Below are 23,122 nucleotides of genomic sequence, written 5' to 3'. Positions count from 1 at the left end.
CGGAATTGCAAGAGAGCCGCCGACGATGCCTCATTCAATCGGCAAACGGCGACGGCTCTCATCAGAGCACTGGTGCTCAGAGCATCTGTATCAATTCGCCCACATCCTGGATGACCAGCTGGAGGTTGAGCCCGGTCAGGACAGCCACGACAATCCAGGCCAGGAAGGCCATCCATCGAGGGTTGGCATACTTGCCCATGATCTTCTTGGAGGAGGTGAACCAGACCAAGGGGATCATGGATATGGGCAGGGCCACGCACAGGAAGACCTGGGAGTAGACCAGCAGATTATCCAGGGCGGACTCCTTGCCGCCGAAGGCGATGGTGCAGATCAGCACGGGGATGATGGAGATCACACGGGTGACCAGCCTGCGCAGCCAGAGAGGAATCCTCATGCGGATGAAGCCCTCCATGACGATCTGTCCGGTCAGAGTGCCGGTGATGGTCGAGTTCTGACCGGAGGCCAGCAGGGCCACAGCGAAGAGGGTGGAGAGCAGACCGGAGGCGACCGGCCCGGCGATGGTCTTGTCGCCCAGTGCGTTGTACAGGGCGGTGAAGGTATCCAGCCCCTCGCCGTGTCCGAAGAACATGGCTGCACCCAGCACCAGCAGCAGGCAGTTGACCACGAAGGCGGCGGACAGCTGGATGTTGGAGTCCCAGGTGGCGAAACGGACCGCGTTGGCAACCTGACGGTCGTCGCTCCGGTCGAAGTCGCGGGTCTGGACGATGGATGAGTGCAGGTAGAGGTTGTGAGGCATGACCGTGGCGCCCACGATGCCCAGAGCCATGGTCAACTGGCCGTTGCCCAGGATGGCCTTGTCGGGGATGAACCCACGGAAGACCGCGGGCATGTCAGGCTTGGCCAGGAAGACCTCGTAGAGGAAGACCACCATGATGACCATGATCAGCGTAGCCACGATGGCCTCAATGCGCCGGAAGCCGATCTTGGTCAGCAGCAGGAGGATGAGCACATCCAGCACGGTCAGCGTCACGCCCAGGATCAGCGGAATGCCGAAGAGCAGTTTCAGGGCGATGGCTCCGCCGATCACCTCGGCGATGTCGGTGGCCATCACAGCCAGCTCCGTGCAGATCCAAAGGACGAAGCTGAGCCGGCGACTGGTGTGCTGGCGGGTGGCCTGGGCCAGGTCCAGACCAGTCACGATTCCCAGCTTGGCCGACATGTACTGCAGCATCATGGCGATCAGGCTGGAGATGAGGATGACGCTCATGAGCAGGTAGCCATACTGGGCGCCGCCGCCGATGGAGGTGATCCAGTTGCCTGGATCCATGTAGCCGACTGCCACCAGAGCGCCCGGGCCGGAGAAGGCTGCCAGATTCTTCCAGAAGGAGGAGGTTGAGTTGGGCACGGAGATTGTGGCGTTGATCTCTTCCAGGGAGCGCCCGTTGGCCGTCTCGATAATGGGATGGGATTGGTGCTGCCGACTGGACGGCGGAGTCCTGACTTCGGATCCGGCTGGGCTGGCGGACCCTGAGGCGGGTCGGGTCTGAGTGTTCGGCATGTCACCTTCCTTGATTCTGGACCATGGCGGTCGCGCGGCTGTCTATAGACTTCGACCCTTCGAAGTCTAATGGCGCTTGATGAAGAATACCAGAGGTGATCTGTGACAATCTCAAAATATGCCTGCAGGGTTTGCTCGCGGGTCGCGCCATGGATCTGTGCTATAGACTGTGGAACATGGGAATTGCCGAACTGTCTTCCAGCGCCCAGGATTATCTCAAGGTCATCTGGGACCTTCAGGAATGGGACAAGGGCCCTGTCCAGCCCACTGCGGTGGCCGAAAGGACGGGCATGAAACAGTCGACGGTCTCGGGTGCGCTGGGGCGTCTGGTCGATGCCGGTCTGGTCACTCACAGGCCTTACGGCAAGGTGGAGCTGACTGAGACCGGTCGTCGCTATGCGGTCATTATGGTTCGACGCCACAGGCTGCTGGAGACCTTCCTGGTGCAGGTCCTCGGTTACGGATGGGATGAGGTGCATGAGGAGGCGGACAGCCTTGAGCACGCCGTCTCTGACAAGATGGTGGACCGCATCGACGAATATCTGGGACACCCCACTGCGGATCCACACGGTGATCTTATACCTTCGGCAGAGGGGGATCTCCCCCTTTTGCCTACAACCACAAGGCCTCTTTCAGAAGTAGCTGCTGGTTTGACTGTACGTGTGCAACGAGTCAGCGATGAGGATCCACGAATGCTGCGCACACTCAGCAATTACCATATAGGACCTGGTTGTCTGGTGCAGGTGAAAAGTCGGCAGGCTGGTGATGAACTAGCCGTAAGTCTGTCGGATACGCAATCCAGATCCGGCTCTGCCCCGGGCGATCTTCTTGTGCTGTCCCAAGAACAGGCAGCATTGATTCAGGTCAGCCCTATCTGATTAAAAACCATTAGGCGATTTGTCGTATTGACCAGTGTCACTGCTCGTTGTGGCTAGCCTTGCGCTTTTGCTGATGACGGTGAAGATATGCGAATAAGTTTGAAGTATGAATATAGGCTCTTCTGTCGTTTTTTGCTAAAATGTCGAGGATAATGCCGGCGATGATGGATAACAAACCGACCAGGATTAACAGCACTGATCCTATGAGGGTAGGAATACGCGGAACCGATCCTGTGTGCCAGAATTCAAGCATAACCGACAAGAGAAAACCGAAACCGACCAAGTCTATCAGCAAACCGCAGCCTCCAAAGAAGGGAAGAGGCTTGTACTCCCTGATCATTCTGAAAATGGTGGAAAGTACGCGGACCCCATCGCCTACAGTGTTGAGTTTGCTGTGGGAGCCTTTAGGACGGTCACGGTACTGAACGGGCATTTCATACAGCCGTAGATTCCTATCTAGACTGTGTATGGTCATTTCCGTTTCCACTTCGAATCCATGAGACAGAATCGGGTAGCACTTAACATAGGTGAACGAAAAAGCTCGGTATCCCGTCATAATATCCTTGACGCGCGCATGGAATATGCCGTTGATTGCCGAACGGACTAATCTGTTGCCGACGTTGTGGAAGGGTCTTTTGTTCTCCTGGAAGTAGGTTGAGCTCAACCTGTCGCCTATCACCATGTCATAGCCCTCGAGGATTTTATCGACCATGGCGGGAGCACTTTCTGCAGGATAGGTGTCGTCGCCATCGGCCATGACATACACGTCGGCATCGATATCTTCAAACATGGCCCGTATGACATTGCCTTTACCTTGGCGCGGTTCCGGTCGGACTACTGCGCCCTTGGATTGCGCTATGGAAGCTGTCTTGTCTGTAGAGTTGTTGTCATAGACGTAAATGGTCGCCGTTGGAAGTGCTTTGTGGAAGTCGTCGACGACTTTTCCTATTGTCTGTTCCTCGTTGTAGCAGGGTAAGAGAACGGCAATGGTGACTTCTTCCAAGGCAGGCTTCATGATTAATACTATACATATAGGGATTCTCAGATTGAGGTGGATATGGGATTATGAAATTTGTGGGCAATAGCAGAGGTACGCTCAATCCGCGTACCGCGCTCAGGTTAGCATAGACCACATGCAGCAGCTATTTGAAACTGGATCTGATGCCTGGAAGCAACTTGATGGCTTGAGCAAACGGCAACGTCGATTGGTTATTTCAGCAGTCAACTATCATTCGTTGATGCAGCCTGGTCGAGAACTGCTCTATAAGATCTATATGGGTGAAGACTGGCAGTATCCCCGCTTGACTGACGCGTCGACTTTGAGCGGTTCTCTAACTAAAGGAGCCGGACTTAAACCTGTAGTCGAATTCAAAGCCAGGTCAACATCTAAGCCTAAGACAGCCTTTGCTCCTCACTATTTTGACCAGCACCACCAATTGGTTGACTGGAATGAACGGTACGTGTTGCTTACCCCGGACGATGCTACTGATATGACAGTCAAGGCCCGGAATCTATCCTCTCGGCTGCCTATGCGCAACCAGATCTACAACTACTGCGAGCTGCATTTTCCTCTTCTATTTGATCAAGTTCGCGAATTGCTCCGGCGTAGTCGTGAGAAAGCTGGATACCAGGCTATTGAGATTTATCGTCCCGATTCAACCAGCGACCTGTTCGCTCATGGGGCTGTGCATCATCCCGGCAGTCCCATCGAACCTGGACAACCGGACTCTTCGGATCCGAAAGCTGTCATTATTGCTATGCATTGGCTGCAGCCTGGGGGAGCCGAGCGTTGGGCCATGGAAACAGTAGCTCTGGCTCGTAAAGCGGGACTATTGCCTATCGTCATCACCAACAATGACAGTCATCAGCCATGGATTGTCGACGAGGATTTGGATGATGCCCTCGTCATCAATCTGACTTTTCCTGCGCAGGAAGGCATCGGCGACGTGCCGCTGCTCAGGGCTCTGTTTGAGCAGTACAATATCCGGGGCGTTATGATTCATCACAATCAGTGGATGTATGACCGGCTCTGGTGGATCAAGCGGTACTATCCGCATACGTTCATTGTCGATTCCTTACATATTCTTGAATACCACGACCGGGGTGGCTATCCCAACCAGAGCGTGAGCCGCGACCCTTATATTGATCTGCACCATGTTATTTCGCCTCAACTGCAGGATTGGTTGGTAAATCATCATGGCATAGCGGCGAAAAAGGTGGTCATGGCGCCCTTGGTTGGTCTGACTGCCGATCAGATGCATCCAAGGTACAAGGACCGCGTGCAACAGGGCGTCTTCCATGTCGCTTTTGTGGGAAGAATGACCAGGCAGAAGCGCCCGGAGGCATTTATCAATGTCGCTAAGGAAATGGAACGTCGTTTCCCAGGTCGTTTTCGGTTCATCATGCATGGTAGCGGCGATATGGACTTGGAGGTACGTAAACTCCTGGAGAAATATGGCCTGAGCCATGTAGTGGAACGTCGTGATGTCTCTCAGCCGGTTTCGGCGACATATGATTGGGCAGATGCTTTGGTGATCACCTCAATCAATGAGGGTATTACTCTTACAACCATTGAGGCAATCAGTCGGGGCATGCCGGTGTTGAGCGCTGATGTCGGTTCTCAATCGACGCTGGTTCCTGTCCAGGGGCTGTTGCCTCGGCAATCACTGGGGCTGGTCCGTCAATCGGTCCGTTCCTTGCTGAGAATGGATGATCATGAGCAGGATCGCAGACGGTTGTGGACGGTGGAGCTGGAACGTCTTCAGGAGTTTTCAAGGAAGGAGTCGGCTGACTCCTTCTTCACCCGGATGTTGGGAGAATGGGCGCAGTGATGAATGTTGTAGATAACCGGAAGAATGTGGCCGCTGTCGTCGTCACTTTCAACCGTCTGGAAAAGCTGAAGAAGGTTCTGGCCTCTCTGGAGTCCCAGACCTTTCTGCCCAGGTTCCTGATTATCGTCGACAATGCTTCGACGGATGGGACTGCGGATTACCTGCATGAATATCAGGACGCGTTCCCCTTGGAAGGGAAGGTGGAGCTTCGCATTGTCACTTTGCCCAAGAACGTCGGCGGGGCAGGCGGCTTCTCTGCTGGCATGCGCGAGGGCTACCGGATGGGTCTCGACTACGTGTGGATCTTCGATGATGACGGATATCCTGAGCCGGATGCCTTGGAGAAGTTGCTCGGAGGCTATGAACAAGCCACCAAGGCTTTAAGCCCGGATATTCCCTTTGCCTGCTCCCTGATCAAATACATCGACGGAACCATTTCAGAAATGAACAATCCTGTGCCTACCTGGGACTGGGGTCGGTTGCGTGCCATGGGGCTCAGGGATCTGGTGCTGATCAATCAGGCGTCCTTCGTGTCCGTGCTCATCCCACGTTGGGTCATGGAAGCCTACGGTCTGCCATACAAGGAGTACTTCATCTGGTTTGACGATGCCGAGTACACTCTGCGTATCACCAGAGACTGCCCTGGTGTTCAGGTTCTCGATAGCGTAGTGGTGCACGATATGGGTGAGAACAAGGGGGTCAATTTCTCTATGATCAACGAGAAGAACGCCTGGAAGTTCGCCTATGGTATCCGCAATCAAGGGTCCTACAGACTGCATCACAAGAGCCTGGTCCATTATCTGCTCTTTTGCGCCCAGGTTTGGTATTCCATGCGGTCCGGGGGAGTGGATAAGAAACTGCGCCGTCAGATGTACTGCAAGATGATTGAAGCTATAAGGTTCAACCCATCAATTGATTATCCGCAGTTGTAAGTAATTCGGAGAGACTAATGACCAGCAAAGCAAACAGGCCATGCGTGCAGAAGTTGCGCTGTCTTTTATCTGTGGCCGTAGGGATCCTTTGTGCCCAGTCTTTGGCGTTTAGGAACGTGGATTCGGCGGCGTTCGATAGCTTTGCCAATTTAACAGCCAAAGGTTTGGATTCAATTGCACAGTTTGGCCCAGCTGGTTCTATCGCCCTTGCTGCATGTCTCGGTGCCTTATTTTATCGGATTTATCCAAACTTTAAACGTGTAGGAAAGAGAAACCAGCTGATTTCTGTGATTCTTTCTTTCTTCTTGGCTCTTTCAATTGTTGTGCCGCGTCTGATGAAACTGCCTAATGTATCTTTCAACAGTTTTCCGAATTATGTGGGTGGTGTGCCAAAGTGGCACAAGCCGATCTTTTGGATGGTCGCCAGTATCCAATTGTTGACAATTGGCTTTACTCTTGCTGTTATTATTTGTTGGCTAATGCGTAAAGCAGCTGACTTAGTTGAGTGTAGAAACACAGGCGAAGTTTCAACCGCTATCCCTCCTACCAACCTCAGTATCTGGGAAAGGGGAGTTCGTTTCTTTGACGGCAAACCTATGCACATGACCGTGGCTACCTTGGCTATGGTTCTTTGCTGGTTACCCATGCTCGTAATTCAGGGTCCGGCGATTATAGGTGTGGATTCCATGGTGCAGCTAGTTCAGTTTCGCACCGGGCATGTTTGGGATCCCATGACGATGGCTGAACTACCGGGATATGTGGGACAGGATCATCACCCTTTTTTTGATACTTATCTATATGGATTATTTGATGAACTTGGGCTATGGCTTGGTCAAGAAGTTCTGGGTTTTCGTATTCTTATAGTGTTGCAAAGTATAGTAGCGGCCCTTGCGATAGTTGTATCGCTGATATGGATTAAAAAACGAACGAATCTTCCAGATTCCTGCATTTGTGCCTGTTGGTGTCTGGCAGCAATATTGCCAGCCTTTCCTATGTATATGAGTATTGTGCTCAAGGATTCAACCTGGGTTTCCATCTTTCTCCTATGGATGGTGGCTTTCTTTGAAGTGATTTATCGGTGTAACAATAACCATGCTATTGGATGGAGGCTAGTGCTGTGCCTTGTTGTGCTCGGCTTATTCTCAGGTCTAACAAAAAAGCTGGGAATTTATGTTACTACAGTGTCACTTCTATTAGCGATTATTGTTATTAGGAAGCAGTTCGCCGCTTTCTTGATTTCTATGCTCGTGCCCGCTGCACTAGTGATTGGTTTTGTTCCCATGGTGGTGCTTCCCGCGTTGGATATAGCACCTGGAGGCCCCCAGGAGACCATCTCCGTCCCTATTCAACAGCTATCGAAAGTAGCGATACTTCATCAAGATGAGTTATCAAAATCCGATCGACAGGCGATTGACAGAGTCCTCGACATTGATCATTTAAAACCATATTGGCAAGCTGATTCGGCTGATTACGCCAAGCACTATGGATATAGGCTGAACGCTAGTTCGTCGGACAGGAAAAACTTTATTCTAACTTGGATACGTCTGTTTTTCCGCTACCCGAAAGATTATATTGCTGCAGTGCCTTATCTAATAAATCCATTTGTATATGGAGAGACCTATTACTATAGCGGACCCGTTCGCTGTGGTTGGTGGGAAGCAGGTGGGTCGCGGATTCTTACTGAGTATCCTGAATGCGGACTAAGTTATACACAAGGGAAGATTGCGATTCCGTTAACGAATGCATTGAATAAAACCCCGCCGTTTTCTTTTATAGGCAGCGAAGCTTTATACACTGTATGGCTACCTATGCTGGCATTAGGACTTACTATATCAATAAGGCGCTATAGGAACCTTTGTTATCTGATTCCTACTGTAGTATCCTGGTGTAGTTTATTTTTGTTACCAGCTCATCAGGTTAGGTACACACTTAGCTTTCTGTTCGTTTTCGCGCTAACGATTGCATTGCCGTTTGCCGAAGTACTCACCAAGGAACGCAATATCAGCAATTAAGATCAGCTTAAGAGATGCTCAATCAACCCTTATATATGGTCATTTGGTTCCCTTTGTTTTGTTAATGATGAATTTGCGAAGGGGATGGGTAAGCAATCTATCGATCAGCATAGCGATAATGTCAAGAACTATGAAGGTTAGCAAACCTGTAACTAGACACGTCAAAATAAAATCAGACTTGCTGGATATGTTTGGTAGGTATGCTGCAACAGCTCCCCAGACAAATCGGAAACCGAATGTGTTCTCGTGCAGGAGGTAGACACCGAAGGTCCCTGCTGATACCTGCAGTAGGAAAGTACTCCATACGTGTGGAAGGCGAAGCTGCGGAAGCCGACAAGTTGCCACAAAAAAACAAAAGGCGATGCAGATAGGCAGTATTTGCAGACCCTGATGGATTTGTCCAGTCCATGTCAGTCTTTGCGCCCAGCGGGATCCTGACAAAACAAAATGATTAAATCCCAGCATGAGTGCTGTACATAAGATTGTACAAATAGCCAGTGCACTATTTGATATGGCGCGCAATGAATCTCGGTAGGTCTGGATATAAGCGCCGATGGCATATCCCAGAACGGCATAGACTACATTGTTCCAGTAATTAACTCTACTGAAAAACAAGGGCCATGTACCAATGAACATGAGAAGTGCGATCAGCGCAAGAACCTGCTTCTGGGACATGTGAGCATATGTAGCATTGATAAATGGGCTAAGAAAAAGCATGAGAATATACGCATCTATGAACCAGTAGCTATTGTACAAAAATGGGCATAAGCTCCATAGAACTGTATCCAAGGACTGGGAACCAGACAGCAGCTCATTCGTGCCAAAGGGCAGAGTGAGAAATTGCTTGGCAACGAATGCAATTACTAGACATAAAACTGCGTAGAGAAACATCTGGAACCAGGTCGAGAAAATTCGCCTCCACGAAAAGTGTTTCTTAACGAGGAAGTATCCTGAGATCATAAAGAAGATTGAAACACCAACCTGGCCGTACTGTACGATAGTGAAACTGATCGCAGATTTCCAGCCTGGGTACATGGGCAATACAATGCGCGAGATCCCGTTAGTAAAATCAACGTGGATGATCATATGGCAATAGACAACCAGTAGCATTGCCAATATGCGTAGGAGTTCAATATTGAGGCTGCGAGCTGATCGGCTTGTTACCTTCTCCGGTTGAGACATCACTCTGATCTCCCATCGAGATGACATGAATACGTCACAGGATAATGCCTGGTGCCTACCTGAGGCAGTGGCTGTGAAGTATCAACAACCCGTTGTTATTTGTGAGAATGCAGAGATAGAAGGATATCTTTCACGGCTGTTTGGTAGTCTGTACGCTTGTGAGAAGCATCATAGATAGATTACGCCAGCGATACCACTATTCATTGGTTATCCTGCGTGAGCTTGTCAAGACCGATTTCAAGCTCAGGTATCAGGGATCCTTCCTTGGGGTTGCCTGGTCGGTTCTGCAGCCACTGATGCTCTTTGTGGTTATGTATCTGGTCTTCGCCAAATTCCTCAGGATGACCGATGGCACGCCGACCTATCCTGTCGTGCTGCTTCTGGGTATAAGCTCCTGGCAGTTCTTCAACGAGTCAACTTCCATAGGCCTGCGTTCCATTGTGGATCGTGGCGACCTCCTGCGTAAGGTGCATTTCCCCAATTACATCGTGGTTGTATCTGCTACCATGGGGGCGCTGATCAGCTACGGTATCAACCTGATCGTGGTTCTCATCTTTGCCATCTTCTGTCGGGTGCATTTCACTTGGAGGGTGCTGCTTCTGCCCGTCAGTGTATTCCAGCTGTATATTTTGGCCCTGGGATTCACGCTGATCATGTCTACTATGTATGTCTACTTCCGCGATGTGTCGCATATCTGGGACGTGCTGCAACAGGTAATCTTCTATTCCATCCCTGTCATCTATCCGCTGACGGCGGTGTCGGGAATCCACCATTGGTGGGGTCCTGTCGTAGCCAAGCTGCTTTTGCTCAACCCTATTGCGCAATCCATCCAGGATATCCGGCACTCATTCATCGCTCCGGAAACCACTCCTACTGTATGGAACCAGATCAGCAATCCCTTTGTGACCATGATCCCCATCCTGCTCACTGTGATCATGGTAGTCCTGGGTGTAAGCGTATTCCGCAAGTACAATCGCAAATTCGCCGAGGTGATGTGATGAGCAAGGCTGGGGAACCAATCCGTCAGAAAAAAGACGATCGGCCCGTGGTCCTGTCTGTGGAACATGTGGACAAGGTCTTTCGGTTGCCTACCGAACAAGCCACAGGACTCAAGCAGGCCTTTATCAACTGGACCCGAGGGATCAAGGGATACAAGGAGCAGCAGGTGCTGCAGGATGTGTCCTTCCAGGTGCATCGGGGTGACTTTTTTGGCATTGTCGGGCGCAATGGCAGTGGCAAGTCGACCCTGCTCAAGCTGATTTCGGGCATCTACTATCCTGAACGTGGTCGCATCTCCTATACGGGCAAGCTGGTGCCTTTTATCGAATTGGGCGTCGGCTTCAACCCGGAGCTGACAGGCCGCGAGAACGTCTATCTGAACGGAGCTCTGCTTGGATTTACTCGCAGCGAGGTTGATGCCATGTACGATGACATCGTGGACTTCGCTGAACTGGGCGAGTTCATGGATCAGAAGCTGAAGAATTATTCCAGCGGCATGCAAGTGCGCTTGGCGTTTTCCGTGGCCATCAAGGCCCAAGGTGACATACTGATCCTGGACGAGGTTCTGGCCGTCGGCGATGAGGCTTTCCAACGTAAATGCGATGATTACTTCACCGAGGTCAAAAAGGATCCCAATAAGACGGTCATCCTGGTCACTCATGACATGGGCGCTGTGAAGAAGTACTGCGACCGGGCGATCCTGATCAAGGACGGCCATGTGGTGATCAATGGCGACAAGGATGATGTCGCCAACCGCTACACCTTGGAGAATCTCAAGGCTCCTGACAAGCAATCCGATGGCAAGAAGCAAGGGGACGAATATCCAACCGGTCTCAGCGCTCAGGTGCCCCTCCTGCGCGCCTATCCGGTAACTTCCTCGGTCTGCAAGAGCTCGGATACCTTCCGCTTTGACGTGGAATACGACTGCGCTGAGTACGACAATCTCTACATGGCCATTGCCATGCACGACACCCGGCGTGGAGGCATAGCCTATGACACGGGTTCCGATGTCATTCGTCTAAAAGCCTGTGGGCATCAGGTGGTGCATTGTTCGGTTCCCCTGAACATTTTCAACAATGGTGAATTTCGTCTTGTCGTATCCCTGCGTGTGCGAGATGCCGAGCAAACGGACAAAAATGCCCCCACAAAAATGGTTGCCTTCACTAATGACGAGAACTCCTGTGTCTTTGCCATCAGAGACAAGCGAAACAGGGAATACGCATTATTGAGTGACCGTGGGCTGCAGATCAGTCTCTTGGGCGAGGAATCACTCTAACCTGTCAGTCCTTGTAGCCGTTTCGATAGAATTAGAGCATGAGTCATGAGAGCCAGGGAAAGAAGAGCATGGATTCCCCAGATGAGTCCACCGTTAGGGTCGTCGCCCTGGTATTGGCTGGCGGGGTTGGCGCCCGTATGCGTGGGCCGGTGCCCAAGCAGTTTTTGGTAGTTCGGAACAAGCCGGTACTGGTCTATACCTTGGAAGCTTTCCAACGAGCAGTGGCCGTCGAGGACATCATTGTCGTATCCCTGCCCGAGTGGACAGGAATCGTTGAACAATACGTCAAAGATTGCGGGCTGACCAAGGTCCGATCCGTCATACCTGGAGGTGTCAGCGGCTTCGAATCCATTCGCTGCGGCCTGCATTATCTGGAGGAGCAGTATTCGCCTGAGGACATCATTTTGATCCATGACGGAGTTCGCCCCTTGTTGACTGAAGAGGTGATCAACGCCAACATAGCCGGCGTGGAGAAATACGGCAATGCCATCACCGTAGTGCCGGCAACTGAGGCCTTGCTCCATACCGATGACGGCGAGTCAAGTAACAGAGTGGTTGAGCGCTCTCACATCATGCGAACCCAGACCCCGCAGAGCTTGCGTCTGCGCGATCTTTCACTAATCCATCGCCAGGCTGATGAGATGGGCATTCATGATTCAGTCGCTACCTGCACGTTGCTTATCGAAACTGGTCATGTGGTTCATGCGGTAGCTGGTGACAATTCCAACTTCAAGCTCACCAGTCCCGAGGATGTGGCGCTCTTCGAGGCCTATCTCGATGCGAAGGGAATGGCCTGATGACCGGAGGAGGAAGGGTAGATGCAGACATTCTGAAGCAGGATGTGAATGATCTGGCCGATGCCCATTCGGATCTGTGGCGGGAGCTGGACGGCTGCAGAATACTGATTACCGGCGGGACAGGGTTCGTAGGTGCCTTCATTCTGCATCTGATAGCTGCTTTGCGTCGTCGCCATGCCTTACATATTGATGCTCTTGCACTGGTCCGGAGTCGGAAACGTCTGCGAGATGTTTTGGGCGACGATTGGGAGGGCTCATGGCTGCATGTTGTGGAGCAGGATCTTCGGGTCCCTTTCTCTCTGAAAAACGAAGAGCCGGTGGAGTATTGCATCCATGCCGCCAGCAATGCCGACCCTGTGGCCTATCAATCCGATCCCTTGGGAACCATGATGACCAATGTGGTTGGGACTGACCAGATTCTGCAATATCTGGCAGGCCTGGATACTAAGCCCCGCCGAATGGTCTATCTGTCCAGCGTTGAAGCCTATGCGGGTCATAGCCAGGAGGGGACCCTCAAAGAGGAGGATACGGGCAACTTTGATCCGTCGGTGGTTCGCAACTGCTATCCAATCAGCAAGTTAGCCGCTGAAAACCTTTGCGCAGGGGCACGTCTACAGCTTGGTCTTCCTGTGACTGTGGCACGTATGGCCTATCTCTATGGCCCAGGTGATCGTCTCGACGATCCCAAGATCGTCACGCTTTTCCTGCGAATGCTTCAAGAGGGCAGAGACATCGAAATGCACAGTCCAGGTCTGCAGCGACGCAGCTACTGCTATATCAAAGATGCGGTCTATGGCATCATGCTGCTTCTATTGCGTGGACAGAACTCAACTTACAACATTGCCAATAGCGGGGAGAAAGTCACCATAGCCGGGGTGGCTCGGAAATTGACCCAGCTTTTTGGACGCCCGGGCGGTCTGGTGCGGTATGAACAGCCTAATCAAGATGAGCTTGCGCGCTTCTCCCCTCCGGAGGACAATATTCTTGATACTTCCAGAATACGGGCTCTGGGTTTTGAGGCGGAGGTCGGACTGGCGCAGGGACTGGAACGCACCGGTCAGTATTTTGGTATGCGGCCGTCTACATGGCAGACCGGCAATCTTGTAGGGAAAGGCATAGACAATGAATAGCCGTCTGATCGCCGGTATTAAAAGGCGCCTGCCCATCTCCTCCCGGTCTTTCCGGGACTTCCGGGCGCAGGATGACGCCAGATACGCTCGACTCCTTCACGTGATTGATGATCAGCGGAAGGCCCTGGATAAGGCTCAGGAGAGTCTTGATCGCTTGGAGAAGCAATGCCTTGCACTGAATGAGACCTTGGAATACGTCCATGATTCGAATAGCGTTATGTACTGGCAGCTGTTCCGAGGAGATCATGAGACGACTGAGCAGGCTCAACTCAGATTCTTTAGAGGATTGCCTAAGGCTAAAGGCGTTCATGCGCTCTTCCAGGATGCGGAGGCCAGACTGTTCGAACTTTTTGATCAGTTTTGCCGGGATCATGGGATCTCCTACTGGGGTACCGGCGGTACAGTGCTGGGTGCCTTCCGCCAGCAGGATTTCATCCCTTGGGATGACGATATAGACGTCTACATCACTCGCGAACAGTTAAGCAGGTTGGAAAAAGCCGTGCACGAGGATGGACGTTTCCGTGTCACGGTCGTCTGGGACTGGTATGTGCCTTGCAAGCAGATCAGATTCCGGTCAATAGATGAGGCCAACCCCTGTTTTGTTGATCTTTTCCCCATGGATTGGGTATCTGGCGATCCGGAAGATGCTTGGCAAATCTGCACGCAGGAACGTTTACAGTTTGTCCAGGAAATCCGCAAACAATACGCGAGCTCCTCTTGGAGTCGGGATATTTACATTTCCGGGGCAGATCCTCTGATACCCGCCCTGGAATCCGACCTGCAGGCACACCTGGCAGATCTGGCGACTCGCGTATCCATCCTGCCCACAGCTGATGGCGCTACAGGATTGATTAGGGGCATTGAAAACATCGACGAGGTGCGCCAATCCGGTCCCTACTTGACCGGTAATTGGACCGGTTCGACGACTTTGCCCTTCCGCGGGATCTCTGTTCCAGTGCCCAGGAATTATCGCGAGTACCTGGGTAAGGCCTATGGCGACTACATGGCTTTGCCGCGCGACATGCATTCCCATGAGCATGTCGCCGATGAGTACATTACCTCGCCGGAATCGGTACGAGCCATGCGCAGGATGCTTTCGGAGGATTGGGAACGGACTCCTGGCGATGAAGAACGGAAGTGAGACGTCTGGGCTTCGTTCGGGCAGCATGGAAGGCCATGAGTCGTCGGGGCCCTCATGCCTGATGGTGACGGGGGGTGCCGGGTTCATCGGCACGAATTTTGTGCGTTATGTGCTGGCCCACCATCCCGATACGCACATCGTGGTTTACGATCTGCTCACCTATGCAGCCAAGATCGATAACCTCCATGGCCTTATTCCCGATCGGATCGATATGGTCCATGCCGATATCTGCGACGCGGAATCTGTGGAACAGGCCATTCGCCGGTTTCATGTCGATGCCATCGTCCATTTTGCGGCTGAGTCGCACAACGACAACTCCATCCAGGATCCAGCGCCCTTCATCAGGACCAATCTCTATGGCACCTATGTTCTGCTGGAGGCGGCCCGTCGCCACGGCCTTCGCTTCCATCAGGTGTCCACTGATGAGGTTTTCGGCGATCTCGACTTCGATGATCCGCACCGTTTCACTGAAACCAGTCCCTACCGGCCCTCAAGTCCATATTCGGCGACCAAGGCTGGGGCGGACCATCTGGCGCGTGCCTGGTGGCGCACTTATGGGACCCGGGTGACCATCTCCAACTGCTCCAATAACTACGGCCCCTATCAGCACATCGAGAAATTCATTCCGCGGCAGATCACCAACATTCTGTCAGGAATTCGTCCGCGAATTTATGGACAGGGTCAAGCGATCCGAGACTGGATCCATGTGGAGGATGACTGCCGGGCCATTTGGAGTATCCTGGTTCATGGAGCGCCTGGATCAACCTACCTCATCGGCGCGGATGGCGAGTTGAGCAACATGGAAGTGCTCAGGATGATTCTGCATCTTATGGGCCGCGGCGTTGACGAGTTCGATTTGGTGGCAGACCGGCCTGGGGGAGACCGTAGATATGCCATTGATGCCGGAAAGATAAGGCGGGATCTCGGGTGGCAGCCTCTGCACCGAGACTTCGAGCAAGGTCTGGCAGAGACGATCGACTGGTATAGTCGTCACCGCAAGTGGTGGGCGGGTGACAAGCAGGCGGTCGAGGCTCGCTATCGGGAGCAGGGACACTGATATTTGTGTCTGTACCACCCCTGGATGTAAACTAGTCGGGTTACCGTCGTGGCCAGAGGATCGTTCAGCCACGATTGGTGTGCAATACACCCTCCTGTCACGGAAGGTCCGTGACCTGTAAGTCCAAAGGAGGTGGGTGATGTCTGCGCATAAGTATGAATTGATGTTCATTGCCGATCCGGCCATGGATGAGCGCTCGCTGAAGAAGCTGACCGACCAGTATCTCGAGGTGGTCACCAAGGAAGGCGGCTCTGTCGACAACATCGACGTCTGGGGCCGTCGCAAGCTGGCCTATGAGATCGACAAGCACAAGGAAGGCAACTACGTGGTGGTCGAATACACCTGTGAGCCTTCCGCCAGCGCTGAGCTCGATCGTGTGCTCAACCTGAACGAGTCCGTCATCCGCACCAAGATTCTTCGCAAGGATGACAAGTAAGCAAACAGCAAAAGGACATCGAAGCGTCGGCTGACCTCCAGTTCTCGCGTCGAAGGTCCAAGGGTGCGGGATTCGCCCCAGTAGGCCCATTCCCAAGTCCTCACTCCGAGGAAAGGTCGTGACATGGCGGGAGATACATACATCACCGTAGTGGGTAATCTCACTGCGGATCCGGAGGTGCGTACGACCTCCAACGGAGGCACGGTGGCCAACCTGACCATCGCGTCCACGCCCAGGCAGTTCAACAGGAACTCGGGGCAGTGGGAGGACGGCGACTCGCTCTTCATGCGTTGCTCGGCCTGGGATTCTACCTACAGTCCCATGGCCTCCAACATTCAGGCCAGCCTGACCAAGGGCATGAGGGTGATCGCCCAGGGTCGTCTGGTGCAGCGCTCCTATCAGGATCGTGAGGGCAACAACCGCACGGTTGTGGAGCTGCGTCTGGACGAGATCGGACCTGCACTGACACGGAACACCGCTCAGGTCACCAGGAACGCCAACACCGGTGGCGGAGGATCTCGCGGTGGTTTCGCTGGATCCAACAACGGCGGCTACCAGGGTGGGGCATCCTACCAGGGCGGCGCCGGCGCGGCATCGGCCCCTATGGGTCGTCAGCAGCCAGCGCAGAGCCAGCAGGCCCCGGCCCAGGATCCTTGGTCATCGACCGGATCCGGCGATTCCTTCGGATCCTTTGGGTCCACCGGCGAGTTCGGTGGTTCTGGAGACGATCCCGAGTTCTGAAGTTTCATAGCGTCATCATTCATTTAAGGAGTACCAATGTCACGTAAAAGGCCGCAACCGCCGGTCAAGCCCTTCAAGAAAAAGCCGAATCCTCTGAGGGCTGCCAAGATTCATACCATCGATTACAAGGACGTGGCTCTGCTGCGCAAGTTCATCTCTGACCGCGGCAAGATCCGTTCCCGCCGCATCACCGGTGTCACCGTCCAGGAGCAGCGCGAAATCTCCAAGGCTATCAAGAACGCCCGCGAGATGGCCCTGCTGCCCTACGCCACCAACGGTCGCTGAGGGAGGTCCGGATTATGGCAAAGGAAACCAAGGTAATTCTGACCGATACCGTGACCGATCTGGGTCATAAGGGCGACGTTGTCGGAGTCAAGCCCGGCTATGCGCGCAACTTTCTGATCCCCCAGGGACTGGCTTTCGCCTGGTCCAAGGGCGCCGCTGCGCAGATTGAATCCCTGCAGCGGGCACGTCGGGCCAAGTCCATGGCCACCCGTGAGGATGCCGTGGCAGCCAAGACCGCCATTGATGGCCAGACCGTCGAGATCGCAGCCAAGGTGTCTGATTCGGGCAAGCTTTTCGGCGGCATCTCCAACGATGCCATCGCCCAGGCCCTTCGCCCCCTAGCCGACGTGGATCCCCGCGCCATCTCCGTGGAGACCATCAAGACCACTGGCGAGTTCCCGGCCACCGTAGCTCTGCACCCCGAGATCTCGGCCGCTTTCACGGTCAAGGTCGTCGCAGAGTAGTAAATCTGACCTATCCCATAACGATCCTTTTTGAAATAGGGATCTGGGCTTAAGCAGGAGGCCTTCCCGCAGCAGGTATATGCGCGGGAAGGCCTCCTTATGCGTTACAGGGGATTACTCGCCTAGAAATTGCCGCCATTCCAGCCCCAGTCAGTGGTGGCCGTATAGCGGATGTAGGTGCGGTTCTTGGGGATGGACAGCTCAGATTCCAGCGTGTCCATGATGGTCTTGGTCAAGCTTTCCCAGGCGGACTTGGGTACGTCGCTGCCGAAGACGTTGACCTCGACATAGGCTGCAGGCTTGCTGTCGTCACCGCCGAAATAGATGGGCATGTCCGACTCGAAGGGGCACATGAGCCAGCCCTCGGACTTGCCGGGGACAGCGGTGATGGCCTTGCCGTAGGCGGTCTTGATCCGTTCGCGCTGTTCGGCGGTGATGGGCGTGCTTACATGGGTATGGATAACGGGCATGGTGCTTCCTTTCCGGTTCGTCCGGCGTGACCAATCAGGATGACTCGGTCCGCTTGGCGGATGGACGACTATTCCTGTCCCATAGTAGCCTTGACCGGACAGGCTGGCTCAGCGCCAGCCGAAGGGCCGATGACGCAGGGACCAGGCCCCCAGACGGTGGGCCACCGAACGCGGGTTGACCGGCTTGCCGGGGGCGGGAGCATCCAGCAGCCACTTGCGGATCAGGAAGTTCCAGATGGCCACCACCACGGTGGCTGTGATCTTGGCGATGTTGGCGTAGAGCAGGTAACGGGCGTGCATGGTGGTGATGGCGTCCGGCGGCAGCATGGCAGTGCCCATCCACAGGATCACCTCATTGATCCCCAGGCCGATCACCGAGGAGACCAGAAAGACCGCCATCTCCATCCACCGGGCCATGTCCTCCCTATGCTTGAAGACGTAACGCATGCTGGCCAGATAGTTGAAGACCAGGGAGATCAGGAAGGAGATGGCCCCAGCCAGGACATTGTTCAGATGCGGCCCCATGATCAGCAGGTTCATGATGCCGATGTCGATCAGGAAGGCGATGACGCCCACGATGCCGAACTTGAGCAGCTGTCCGATTAATCTACGCACGATAGCCCATTCAATCATTCCTGCTGTGCTCGCGGGGTAGCGGGAGCCGCTTGTGCGCAAAAGCCTTACGTTGCGCCCTCAGGCGGGCAGTTCGGTCAGAATGGGTTCCTCGGTGCTGTTGCGGATTTGACGGAACCCTACAAAGGCGATGGCCAGCGAGGTCAGAGCCAGAGCAGTGACCACCCCGAACCCGCCTTGGGATCCGTAACGGTCGATGAACTGCCCGGCCACAGCCGAACCCGCCGAGGACCCGATCGAATTCATGGCGCTCAGCCAAGCCATGCCTTCGGTGAAGCGGATGGGCGGCACCAGGTGGAGCATGAGCTGGTTGCCGTTGATCCAGGTGGGTGCCTGGCAGACGCCGATGATCAGGTAGATGATCATGATGGTCCACAGATTCCTGGCGAACATGAAGGTTCCGATGCCCAGGTTGACCACCAGCAGGCAGAAGTAGAAACGCTTCCAGAGGGGGATGGTCCAGTTCTTGGCCCCGTAAAGCAGGGCACCGACCAGGGAGCTGAAGGAGAAGCAGGCGAAGACGAATCCGGTCATCTGCTTCATCCCCTGTTCGGTGGCGAAGGCGATGATGGAGATGGATGCGGCGCTCTGGAAGGCTCCCAGGCCGAACCAGGTGGCGCAGACGGCGATCATGCCGGCGCTCCAGAAGGCGCCACTACGGCCGTTTCCGCCCTCCTGGTCCCGCAGGCGCGCCACTTGCTGAGCCTGGCGCTCCCGGTACTCCTTGCGGGTGATGCCCTGGGCGCGGGACATGTCCGTCTGCGAGGGCGGCTCAGTCTCTCGGCAGGATAGGAACATAAAGGCCCCGACCAGCACACAGATCCCGGTAAAGGAGAAGGCCAATACGCCTGAAATGACCGCCAGGATGGAGGCTAGAGGATTGCCGATCACCCACATGGCCTCGTCGAAGACCCCTGACAGGGACAGGGCCTGATTAGTGGCTCGGTGGTCGCCGCGCAGCAGATGCGTCCACCGACTACGGCTCATGGCTCCCCAGGGCGGAATGGCCGCCATGAAGGGGGTGACCAGGTAGAGCACCCAGGTGGGAGCGTGGGCGGTGATGGCTGTGATCAGGACCGTGGCGGCCACGATCCAGACCAGAACCGTGGGAATGGAGACCTGTCGCTGGCCGAACTTGTCGACCATCTTGCCCAGCATGGGGCTGACCAGGGCCAGTGCCACGGCCTGGATGGCGGTCAGGGCTCCGGCCAAGGAGTAGCTGCCGTAGTAGTGCTGCACCGAGATGGTGATGGTCATGCCCACCATGGGGAAGGGCATGGAGGCGATAACCGACCCCACTGCGAACCGTGCAGTGTGAGGCAGTCGCAGGAGCGCCGAGTATCCCCCGAAGACCCTGTGACCGGCTTCGACCAGAGCCGCTTTCAATTGCCGTGGCATGGGTTGTTCACCTCGCATTCCTTGAGTGTTTTTGCAGTCCCGAAGCATGTTTTCTCCAGAACCTTCCAGATGCATGAAAGGGATGTGGGGCTGCTGGGGGACTGCTACAGTGGTAACCATATCGGCGCCTGATGGGTGCCATTGAGATACTGATAATTCTACCCCCCGCCATGGTCTCTTATCGGGTCTGCCGGGGAGCTTGGGAGGTGGGTCGTGCCTGCGACGACCATTCATTTCGTCCGTCATGGCCAAGTTGATAATCCCGATCATATTCTCTATGAGCGATTGCCGGGATTCCATTTGTCCGCCAGAGGAAGGGCCATGGTCGAAGCGACGGCCCGCTTTATGGCCGAGGCTCCTGGCATGCGCGATCTGGAAGCCGTTTACTCATCTCCGCTGGACAGGACCAGGGAGACCACAGCCATCCTGCTTGAGCAGATCAACCCAGCTCGTGTCCAGCACGGTTTGGAACCATTGGAGCCTGTCTATGACCGTCGTCTGATCGAGGCCGGCAACGAATTCCGCGGCAAGCGTATCGGACGCGGGCAGGGGGCCCTCTGGCGGCCCTCCAACCTGCGGCTGATCCTGGACCTGCGCCGACCCAGCTGGGGGGAGTCCTATCGGCAGATCGCCCGGCGGGTGGGGGATTTCGTCCGGCAGGTGGTCCGTAGCCATCCTGATGCGCAGATCCTGGCTGTCTCGCATGAGTCGCCCATCTGGTCCTACCGTCATCTTTTGGAGACCGGTCACCCCGAGCACAATATGTTCCTTCGAGCCACCGCTCTGGCCTCGGTGACCTCCATCACCCTGGATTGTGAGACCGGCAAAGTGCTGGGAATCACCTACGCGGACCCGGCGGCAGGCGTGTGAAGACCGCTTGCACGGCCTAGGATGGCTGAGGATATTGTCGTGGATGACTGTCCGAGAACCCGATGAAGGAGCGTGATGATCATGGTGGATGTAGAGGGAAGCCTGGAGGCCATAGCCGGGCGGCCCGCCGTGGCCCAGGCGGCTGAACAGGGGGCCAGGCTGGTAGACCTTTGGCCCTTGACGAATGCCGAACATCTGGCCAACGACGCCAAGTATGCGGAGGACCTGCAGGTGCGCATCAGCATGGTGCTGGCGCAGTTGATGACGGGAGAGGATGTGACCATCCCCGACGCTGAATACGTCTATGAGGGCGCTGAGGACATTCCTGGTCGTCCCCAGGATCTGGTGGATGCCCTCATGGCGGCCAACGATGCCATCGAGGCTGCTGCACAGGCGCAGGAAGACCGGTCCAAGATGCTTGCGGATTTGGCTGAAACCTTGGGCAGCGGCTGGGACCAGGCTCGGCAGCAGGATGTAGCCGCCGGTGTGGCCAAGGCCGAGCAGTCCTTGAATGACCAGAGCGCATCCCCAAAATCTCTGCAGGACAAGGAGGGGGTGGCCCGGGCCCTGGCCACCAGCCTGGCGATTTGTCGTGATCTGCTCCGGCGTGCAGGCGCTGACCCCGATCACGCAGCGGCCGCTGCGCCAATACTGGTCTATGTCAATGAGCTCAACGAGCGGCTGGGCATTCCCCGGGCTTTCCTGTCCGGCGAGGATGTCGTCCAGGCGCTGGGATTATTGGATGATCCGGAGGCCTTCGCGGACCTGCTGGCTCCTCTGGCAGGTGCCGAGTGGGACCATCATCGTCAGGAGGTGCTCTGGGACCCCGAGGAGGCCAAGCGCAAGGCCAAGGAAGATGACGAGCGCAAGAGCCGCGAGGCCCTGCAGGCCAAGTTCGCCCATGTGCCCGAGGATCCCAACAAGCCTCCTGTGGAGCTCTGAGACCTTCTGTCCTTCGCCTTGCTATCGTCCAAGGCGAAGGGCTGGCTGGACTCAGCGATCGAAACGGGCTCCTCGTGGATCGCTGGGTCGGGCCAGCAGAACGATCCCGGCGACGGTTCCGGCGATTATGATCAATGCGCCCAAGCCAAGCAGGGAGAGCGAGGATCCCGGATGCCCGTCAATAATAGCCACGATGGCGAAGACCAGAGGGATGGCGCCCACCAGCTCGCTTGCAAAGGGCAGGAGTATCCAGTAGCCGGACATGTTGGTGTCGTGAAGCCGCCGTATGCCTACAGCCAGATTGGGTATGAAAAGTCCAAGGGTGACCAGGAGGGACAGAATCCGTCCCACAAAGATGGATCCTGAGGTGATGATCGAGATCGCAAGGTCGATGAGAAAGATCATCAGAACAACCCACCAGAATTCCCCGCGGGAGGCCCTCCCGGAGAAGACGGAATATTTGACGAAGAAACGCTTGCAAGCGTTTACGAAGTCAATGCCGTACCAGGGTGCGTTCAGTGGCGGCTCGCCGTTGAATCCGGCATCCGCATAGGGGTAGGCCGGATACTGCGGGATCTGGGGGCCCGGCTGGTAGCTGGCCTGCGGCCAACCCGCGGGCGATTGATAAGGGTTGCCCGGCGCATAGCCAGTCGGAGGGGTTGCGCCATTGGGCTGACCATTGGCCTGGCCGGGATTCGGGCCTTGACCATAGGGTGCCTGCTGCTGCCCGTAGTACTGCTGACCATAGGGCTCTTGCTGGTTGTAGCCTGGCTGTTGACCCTGCGGCTGTTGACCGTATGGCTGCCCTTGGTACGGCTGTTCCCGGCGGTAATCGTCGGCAGGTCTTTGGGCTCCGCTGATCGGATGGTACACGTCGCTCTGATCCGAAGCTGCCGGCGCATGGCCGGATTGTCCTGGCTGAGGTTGATTCAGGTAGGCTGCGGGCCCTGAGCCGGTTCCGTCTGCGTGGTCATTCTTGGGCCAGCCGTTGGCCGAACCTTGGTCATTGGGGGTCTGGTTCCCGTTGTTCGTATCATCTGGATGGCTCATGGATGTCGTCCCTCTCATCTTCTATTGATATTCCTGAATCTGACTTTTCCGTATGTTCCTATTATGGCAGGCCGGTTCT

The 23,122-nt window shown here is 55.0% G+C and carries 23 protein-coding genes; 16 read left to right on the top strand and 7 right to left on the bottom strand.

The annotated features are described in order from the left end of the window. Positions 1–76: 76 nt before the first annotated feature. Complete coding sequence (locus tag QRX41_RS04345) at positions 77–1,519, bottom strand: Nramp family divalent metal transporter (RefSeq protein ID WP_313838945.1); 1,443 nt, start codon at positions 1,517–1,519, stop codon at positions 77–79. 176 nt (positions 1,520–1,695) lie between these two features. Between QRX41_RS04345 and QRX41_RS04340 the strand changes: the two genes are divergently transcribed. Then, entirely contained in the window at positions 1,696–2,397 is a 702-nt protein-coding gene (locus tag QRX41_RS04340; RefSeq protein WP_313838944.1) for a metal-dependent transcriptional regulator, read from the top strand. A 37-nt stretch (positions 2,398–2,434) separates the two neighbouring features. Here QRX41_RS04340 and QRX41_RS04335 read toward each other — a convergent pair whose 3' ends face one another. Then, positions 2,435–3,412: a glycosyltransferase family 2 protein gene (locus QRX41_RS04335; protein ID WP_313838942.1), complete on the bottom strand. Its 978-nt coding sequence runs from the start codon at positions 3,410–3,412 to the stop codon at positions 2,435–2,437. Between the two features lie 118 nt (positions 3,413–3,530). Here QRX41_RS04335 and QRX41_RS04330 point away from each other — a divergent pair, with 118 nt between their 5' ends. From QRX41_RS04330 to QRX41_RS04320, 3 genes are read left to right on the top strand one after another with little or no spacing between them, the layout of a single operon-like run. After that, positions 3,531–5,228 carry a glycosyltransferase gene (locus tag QRX41_RS04330; protein WP_313838940.1) on the top strand — a complete coding sequence of 566 codons (1,698 nt, stop codon included), beginning with the start codon at positions 3,531–3,533 and terminating at the stop codon, positions 5,226–5,228. Beyond that, positions 5,228–6,160: a glycosyltransferase family 2 protein gene (locus QRX41_RS04325; protein ID WP_313838938.1), complete on the top strand. Its 933-nt coding sequence runs from the start codon at positions 5,228–5,230 to the stop codon at positions 6,158–6,160. The genes QRX41_RS04330 and QRX41_RS04325 overlap by 1 nt, the downstream gene beginning before the upstream one ends. Before the next feature lie 17 nt (positions 6,161–6,177). Continuing rightward, complete coding sequence (locus QRX41_RS04320; protein WP_313838936.1) at positions 6,178–8,172, top strand: DUF6020 family protein; 1,995 nt, start codon at positions 6,178–6,180, stop codon at positions 8,170–8,172. Between the two features lie 39 nt (positions 8,173–8,211). Here the strand turns inward: QRX41_RS04320 and QRX41_RS04315 are convergent, their stop codons facing one another. Further along, positions 8,212–9,354 (bottom strand): acyltransferase, encoded by a 1,143-nt coding sequence (locus QRX41_RS04315; RefSeq protein WP_313838934.1) that lies wholly within the window; start codon positions 9,352–9,354, stop codon positions 8,212–8,214. A gap of 158 nt (positions 9,355–9,512) precedes the next feature. On the opposite strand from QRX41_RS04315, the gene QRX41_RS04310 reads away from it, so the two are divergent. The 10 genes from QRX41_RS04310 to rplI all read left to right on the top strand — a co-directional run bounded on the left by QRX41_RS04310 (position 9,513) and on the right by rplI (position 17,680). Continuing rightward, positions 9,513–10,352 carry an ABC transporter permease gene (locus tag QRX41_RS04310; protein ID WP_313838932.1) on the top strand — a complete coding sequence of 280 codons (840 nt, stop codon included), beginning with the start codon at positions 9,513–9,515 and terminating at the stop codon, positions 10,350–10,352. After that, the gene (locus QRX41_RS04305) at positions 10,352–11,629 is read left to right on the top strand and encodes an ABC transporter ATP-binding protein (RefSeq protein WP_313838930.1); all 1,278 of its coding nucleotides are present in this window, start codon (positions 10,352–10,354) and stop codon (positions 11,627–11,629) included. The genes QRX41_RS04310 and QRX41_RS04305 overlap by 1 nt, the downstream gene beginning before the upstream one ends. 38 nt (positions 11,630–11,667) lie before the next feature. Next, positions 11,668–12,426: an IspD/TarI family cytidylyltransferase gene (locus QRX41_RS04300; RefSeq protein ID WP_313838928.1), complete on the top strand. Its 759-nt coding sequence runs from the start codon at positions 11,668–11,670 to the stop codon at positions 12,424–12,426. Next, a complete protein-coding gene (locus tag QRX41_RS04295) occupies positions 12,426–13,556 on the top strand; it encodes an NAD-dependent epimerase/dehydratase family protein (RefSeq protein ID WP_313838926.1) in 1,131 nt (376 codons plus the stop codon). The genes QRX41_RS04300 and QRX41_RS04295 overlap by 1 nt, the downstream gene beginning before the upstream one ends. Further along, the gene (locus QRX41_RS04290) at positions 13,549–14,697 is read left to right on the top strand and encodes a LicD family protein (RefSeq protein WP_313838925.1); all 1,149 of its coding nucleotides are present in this window, start codon (positions 13,549–13,551) and stop codon (positions 14,695–14,697) included. Before QRX41_RS04295 ends, QRX41_RS04290 begins: the two co-directional genes overlap by 8 nt. A gap of 25 nt (positions 14,698–14,722) precedes the next feature. After that, positions 14,723–15,754, top strand: coding sequence for a dTDP-glucose 4,6-dehydratase (gene rfbB, locus QRX41_RS04285; RefSeq protein WP_313839046.1), 1,032 nt, complete (start codon positions 14,723–14,725; stop codon positions 15,752–15,754). Between the two features lie 139 nt (positions 15,755–15,893). Beyond that, the gene (rpsF, locus tag QRX41_RS04280; protein WP_015021308.1) at positions 15,894–16,190 is read left to right on the top strand and encodes a 30S ribosomal protein S6; all 297 of its coding nucleotides are present in this window, start codon (positions 15,894–15,896) and stop codon (positions 16,188–16,190) included. Between the two features lie 123 nt (positions 16,191–16,313). Continuing rightward, positions 16,314–16,931, top strand: a complete 618-nt coding sequence (locus QRX41_RS04275; RefSeq protein ID WP_045923912.1) for a single-stranded DNA-binding protein — start codon at positions 16,314–16,316, stop codon at positions 16,929–16,931. A gap of 36 nt (positions 16,932–16,967) precedes the next feature. Next, positions 16,968–17,216, top strand: coding sequence for a 30S ribosomal protein S18 (gene rpsR, locus QRX41_RS04270; RefSeq protein WP_015021310.1), 249 nt, complete (start codon positions 16,968–16,970; stop codon positions 17,214–17,216). 14 nt (positions 17,217–17,230) lie between these two features. Further along, on the top strand, positions 17,231–17,680 hold the full coding sequence (gene rplI / locus QRX41_RS04265; RefSeq protein WP_144085287.1) for a 50S ribosomal protein L9: 450 nt from the start codon (positions 17,231–17,233) through the stop codon (positions 17,678–17,680). A 122-nt stretch (positions 17,681–17,802) separates the two neighbouring features. Here rplI and QRX41_RS04260 read toward each other — a convergent pair whose 3' ends face one another. The 3 genes from QRX41_RS04260 to QRX41_RS04250 all read right to left on the bottom strand — a co-directional run bounded on the left by QRX41_RS04260 (position 17,803) and on the right by QRX41_RS04250 (position 20,181). Then, positions 17,803–18,150, bottom strand: a complete 348-nt coding sequence (locus QRX41_RS04260; protein WP_101431892.1) for a phenylpyruvate tautomerase MIF-related protein — start codon at positions 18,148–18,150, stop codon at positions 17,803–17,805. A 108-nt stretch (positions 18,151–18,258) separates the two neighbouring features. After that, positions 18,259–18,765, bottom strand: coding sequence for a GtrA family protein (locus tag QRX41_RS04255; protein WP_313837149.1), 507 nt, complete (start codon positions 18,763–18,765; stop codon positions 18,259–18,261). Positions 18,766–18,843: 78 nt separating this feature from the next. Continuing rightward, positions 18,844–20,181 carry an MFS transporter gene (locus QRX41_RS04250; RefSeq protein ID WP_313838922.1) on the bottom strand — a complete coding sequence of 446 codons (1,338 nt, stop codon included), beginning with the start codon at positions 20,179–20,181 and terminating at the stop codon, positions 18,844–18,846. Positions 20,182–20,394: 213 nt separating this feature from the next. Between QRX41_RS04250 and QRX41_RS04245 the strand changes: the two genes are divergently transcribed. Both QRX41_RS04245 and QRX41_RS04240 read left to right on the top strand, forming a co-directional pair. Continuing rightward, entirely contained in the window at positions 20,395–21,051 is a 657-nt protein-coding gene (locus QRX41_RS04245; protein ID WP_313837147.1) for a histidine phosphatase family protein, read from the top strand. 81 nt (positions 21,052–21,132) lie between these two features. After that, on the top strand, positions 21,133–21,993 hold the full coding sequence (locus tag QRX41_RS04240) for a hypothetical protein (RefSeq protein WP_313838920.1): 861 nt from the start codon (positions 21,133–21,135) through the stop codon (positions 21,991–21,993). A gap of 51 nt (positions 21,994–22,044) precedes the next feature. On the opposite strand, the gene QRX41_RS04235 is transcribed toward QRX41_RS04240, so the two are convergent. Continuing rightward, positions 22,045–23,043: a DUF805 domain-containing protein gene (locus tag QRX41_RS04235; RefSeq protein WP_313838918.1), complete on the bottom strand. Its 999-nt coding sequence runs from the start codon at positions 23,041–23,043 to the stop codon at positions 22,045–22,047. Positions 23,044–23,122 lie beyond the last annotated feature (79 nt).

This window comes from Bifidobacterium kimbladii (genome assembly GCF_032193675.1).
Taxonomy (GTDB): domain Bacteria; phylum Actinomycetota; class Actinomycetes; order Actinomycetales; family Bifidobacteriaceae; genus Bombiscardovia; species Bombiscardovia kimbladii.
Note: the sequence above shows the minus strand (reverse complement) of the source record. Positions and strands in the feature narration are given on the sequence as shown.

What these genes read in the sequence shown, in the direction of transcription:
- QRX41_RS04345 (WP_313838945.1), bottom strand. Translation starts at nt 1,519, where the DNA reads ATGCCGAACACTCAGACCCGACCCGCCTCAGGGTCCGCCAGCCCAGCC.
- QRX41_RS04340 (WP_313838944.1), top strand. Translation starts at nt 1,696, where the DNA reads ATGGGAATTGCCGAACTGTCTTCCAGCGCCCAGGATTATCTCAAGGTC.
- QRX41_RS04335 (WP_313838942.1), bottom strand. Translation starts at nt 3,412, where the DNA reads ATGAAGCCTGCCTTGGAAGAAGTCACCATTGCCGTTCTCTTACCCTGC.
- QRX41_RS04330 (WP_313838940.1), top strand. Translation starts at nt 3,531, where the DNA reads ATGCAGCAGCTATTTGAAACTGGATCTGATGCCTGGAAGCAACTTGAT.
- QRX41_RS04325 (WP_313838938.1), top strand. Translation starts at nt 5,228, where the DNA reads ATGAATGTTGTAGATAACCGGAAGAATGTGGCCGCTGTCGTCGTCACT.
- QRX41_RS04320 (WP_313838936.1), top strand. Translation starts at nt 6,178, where the DNA reads ATGACCAGCAAAGCAAACAGGCCATGCGTGCAGAAGTTGCGCTGTCTT.
- QRX41_RS04315 (WP_313838934.1), bottom strand. Translation starts at nt 9,354, where the DNA reads ATGTCTCAACCGGAGAAGGTAACAAGCCGATCAGCTCGCAGCCTCAAT.
- QRX41_RS04305 (WP_313838930.1), top strand. Translation starts at nt 10,352, where the DNA reads ATGAGCAAGGCTGGGGAACCAATCCGTCAGAAAAAAGACGATCGGCCC.
- QRX41_RS04300 (WP_313838928.1), top strand. Translation starts at nt 11,668, where the DNA reads ATGAGTCATGAGAGCCAGGGAAAGAAGAGCATGGATTCCCCAGATGAG.
- QRX41_RS04295 (WP_313838926.1), top strand. Translation starts at nt 12,426, where the DNA reads ATGACCGGAGGAGGAAGGGTAGATGCAGACATTCTGAAGCAGGATGTG.
- QRX41_RS04290 (WP_313838925.1), top strand. Translation starts at nt 13,549, where the DNA reads ATGAATAGCCGTCTGATCGCCGGTATTAAAAGGCGCCTGCCCATCTCC.
- rfbB (WP_313839046.1), top strand. Translation starts at nt 14,723, where the DNA reads ATGGAAGGCCATGAGTCGTCGGGGCCCTCATGCCTGATGGTGACGGGG.
- rpsF (WP_015021308.1), top strand. Translation starts at nt 15,894, where the DNA reads ATGTCTGCGCATAAGTATGAATTGATGTTCATTGCCGATCCGGCCATG.
- QRX41_RS04275 (WP_045923912.1), top strand. Translation starts at nt 16,314, where the DNA reads ATGGCGGGAGATACATACATCACCGTAGTGGGTAATCTCACTGCGGAT.
- rpsR (WP_015021310.1), top strand. Translation starts at nt 16,968, where the DNA reads ATGTCACGTAAAAGGCCGCAACCGCCGGTCAAGCCCTTCAAGAAAAAG.
- rplI (WP_144085287.1), top strand. Translation starts at nt 17,231, where the DNA reads ATGGCAAAGGAAACCAAGGTAATTCTGACCGATACCGTGACCGATCTG.
- QRX41_RS04260 (WP_101431892.1), bottom strand. Translation starts at nt 18,150, where the DNA reads ATGCCCGTTATCCATACCCATGTAAGCACGCCCATCACCGCCGAACAG.
- QRX41_RS04250 (WP_313838922.1), bottom strand. Translation starts at nt 20,181, where the DNA reads ATGCCACGGCAATTGAAAGCGGCTCTGGTCGAAGCCGGTCACAGGGTC.
- QRX41_RS04240 (WP_313838920.1), top strand. Translation starts at nt 21,133, where the DNA reads ATGGTGGATGTAGAGGGAAGCCTGGAGGCCATAGCCGGGCGGCCCGCC.
- QRX41_RS04235 (WP_313838918.1), bottom strand. Translation starts at nt 23,043, where the DNA reads ATGAGCCATCCAGATGATACGAACAACGGGAACCAGACCCCCAATGAC.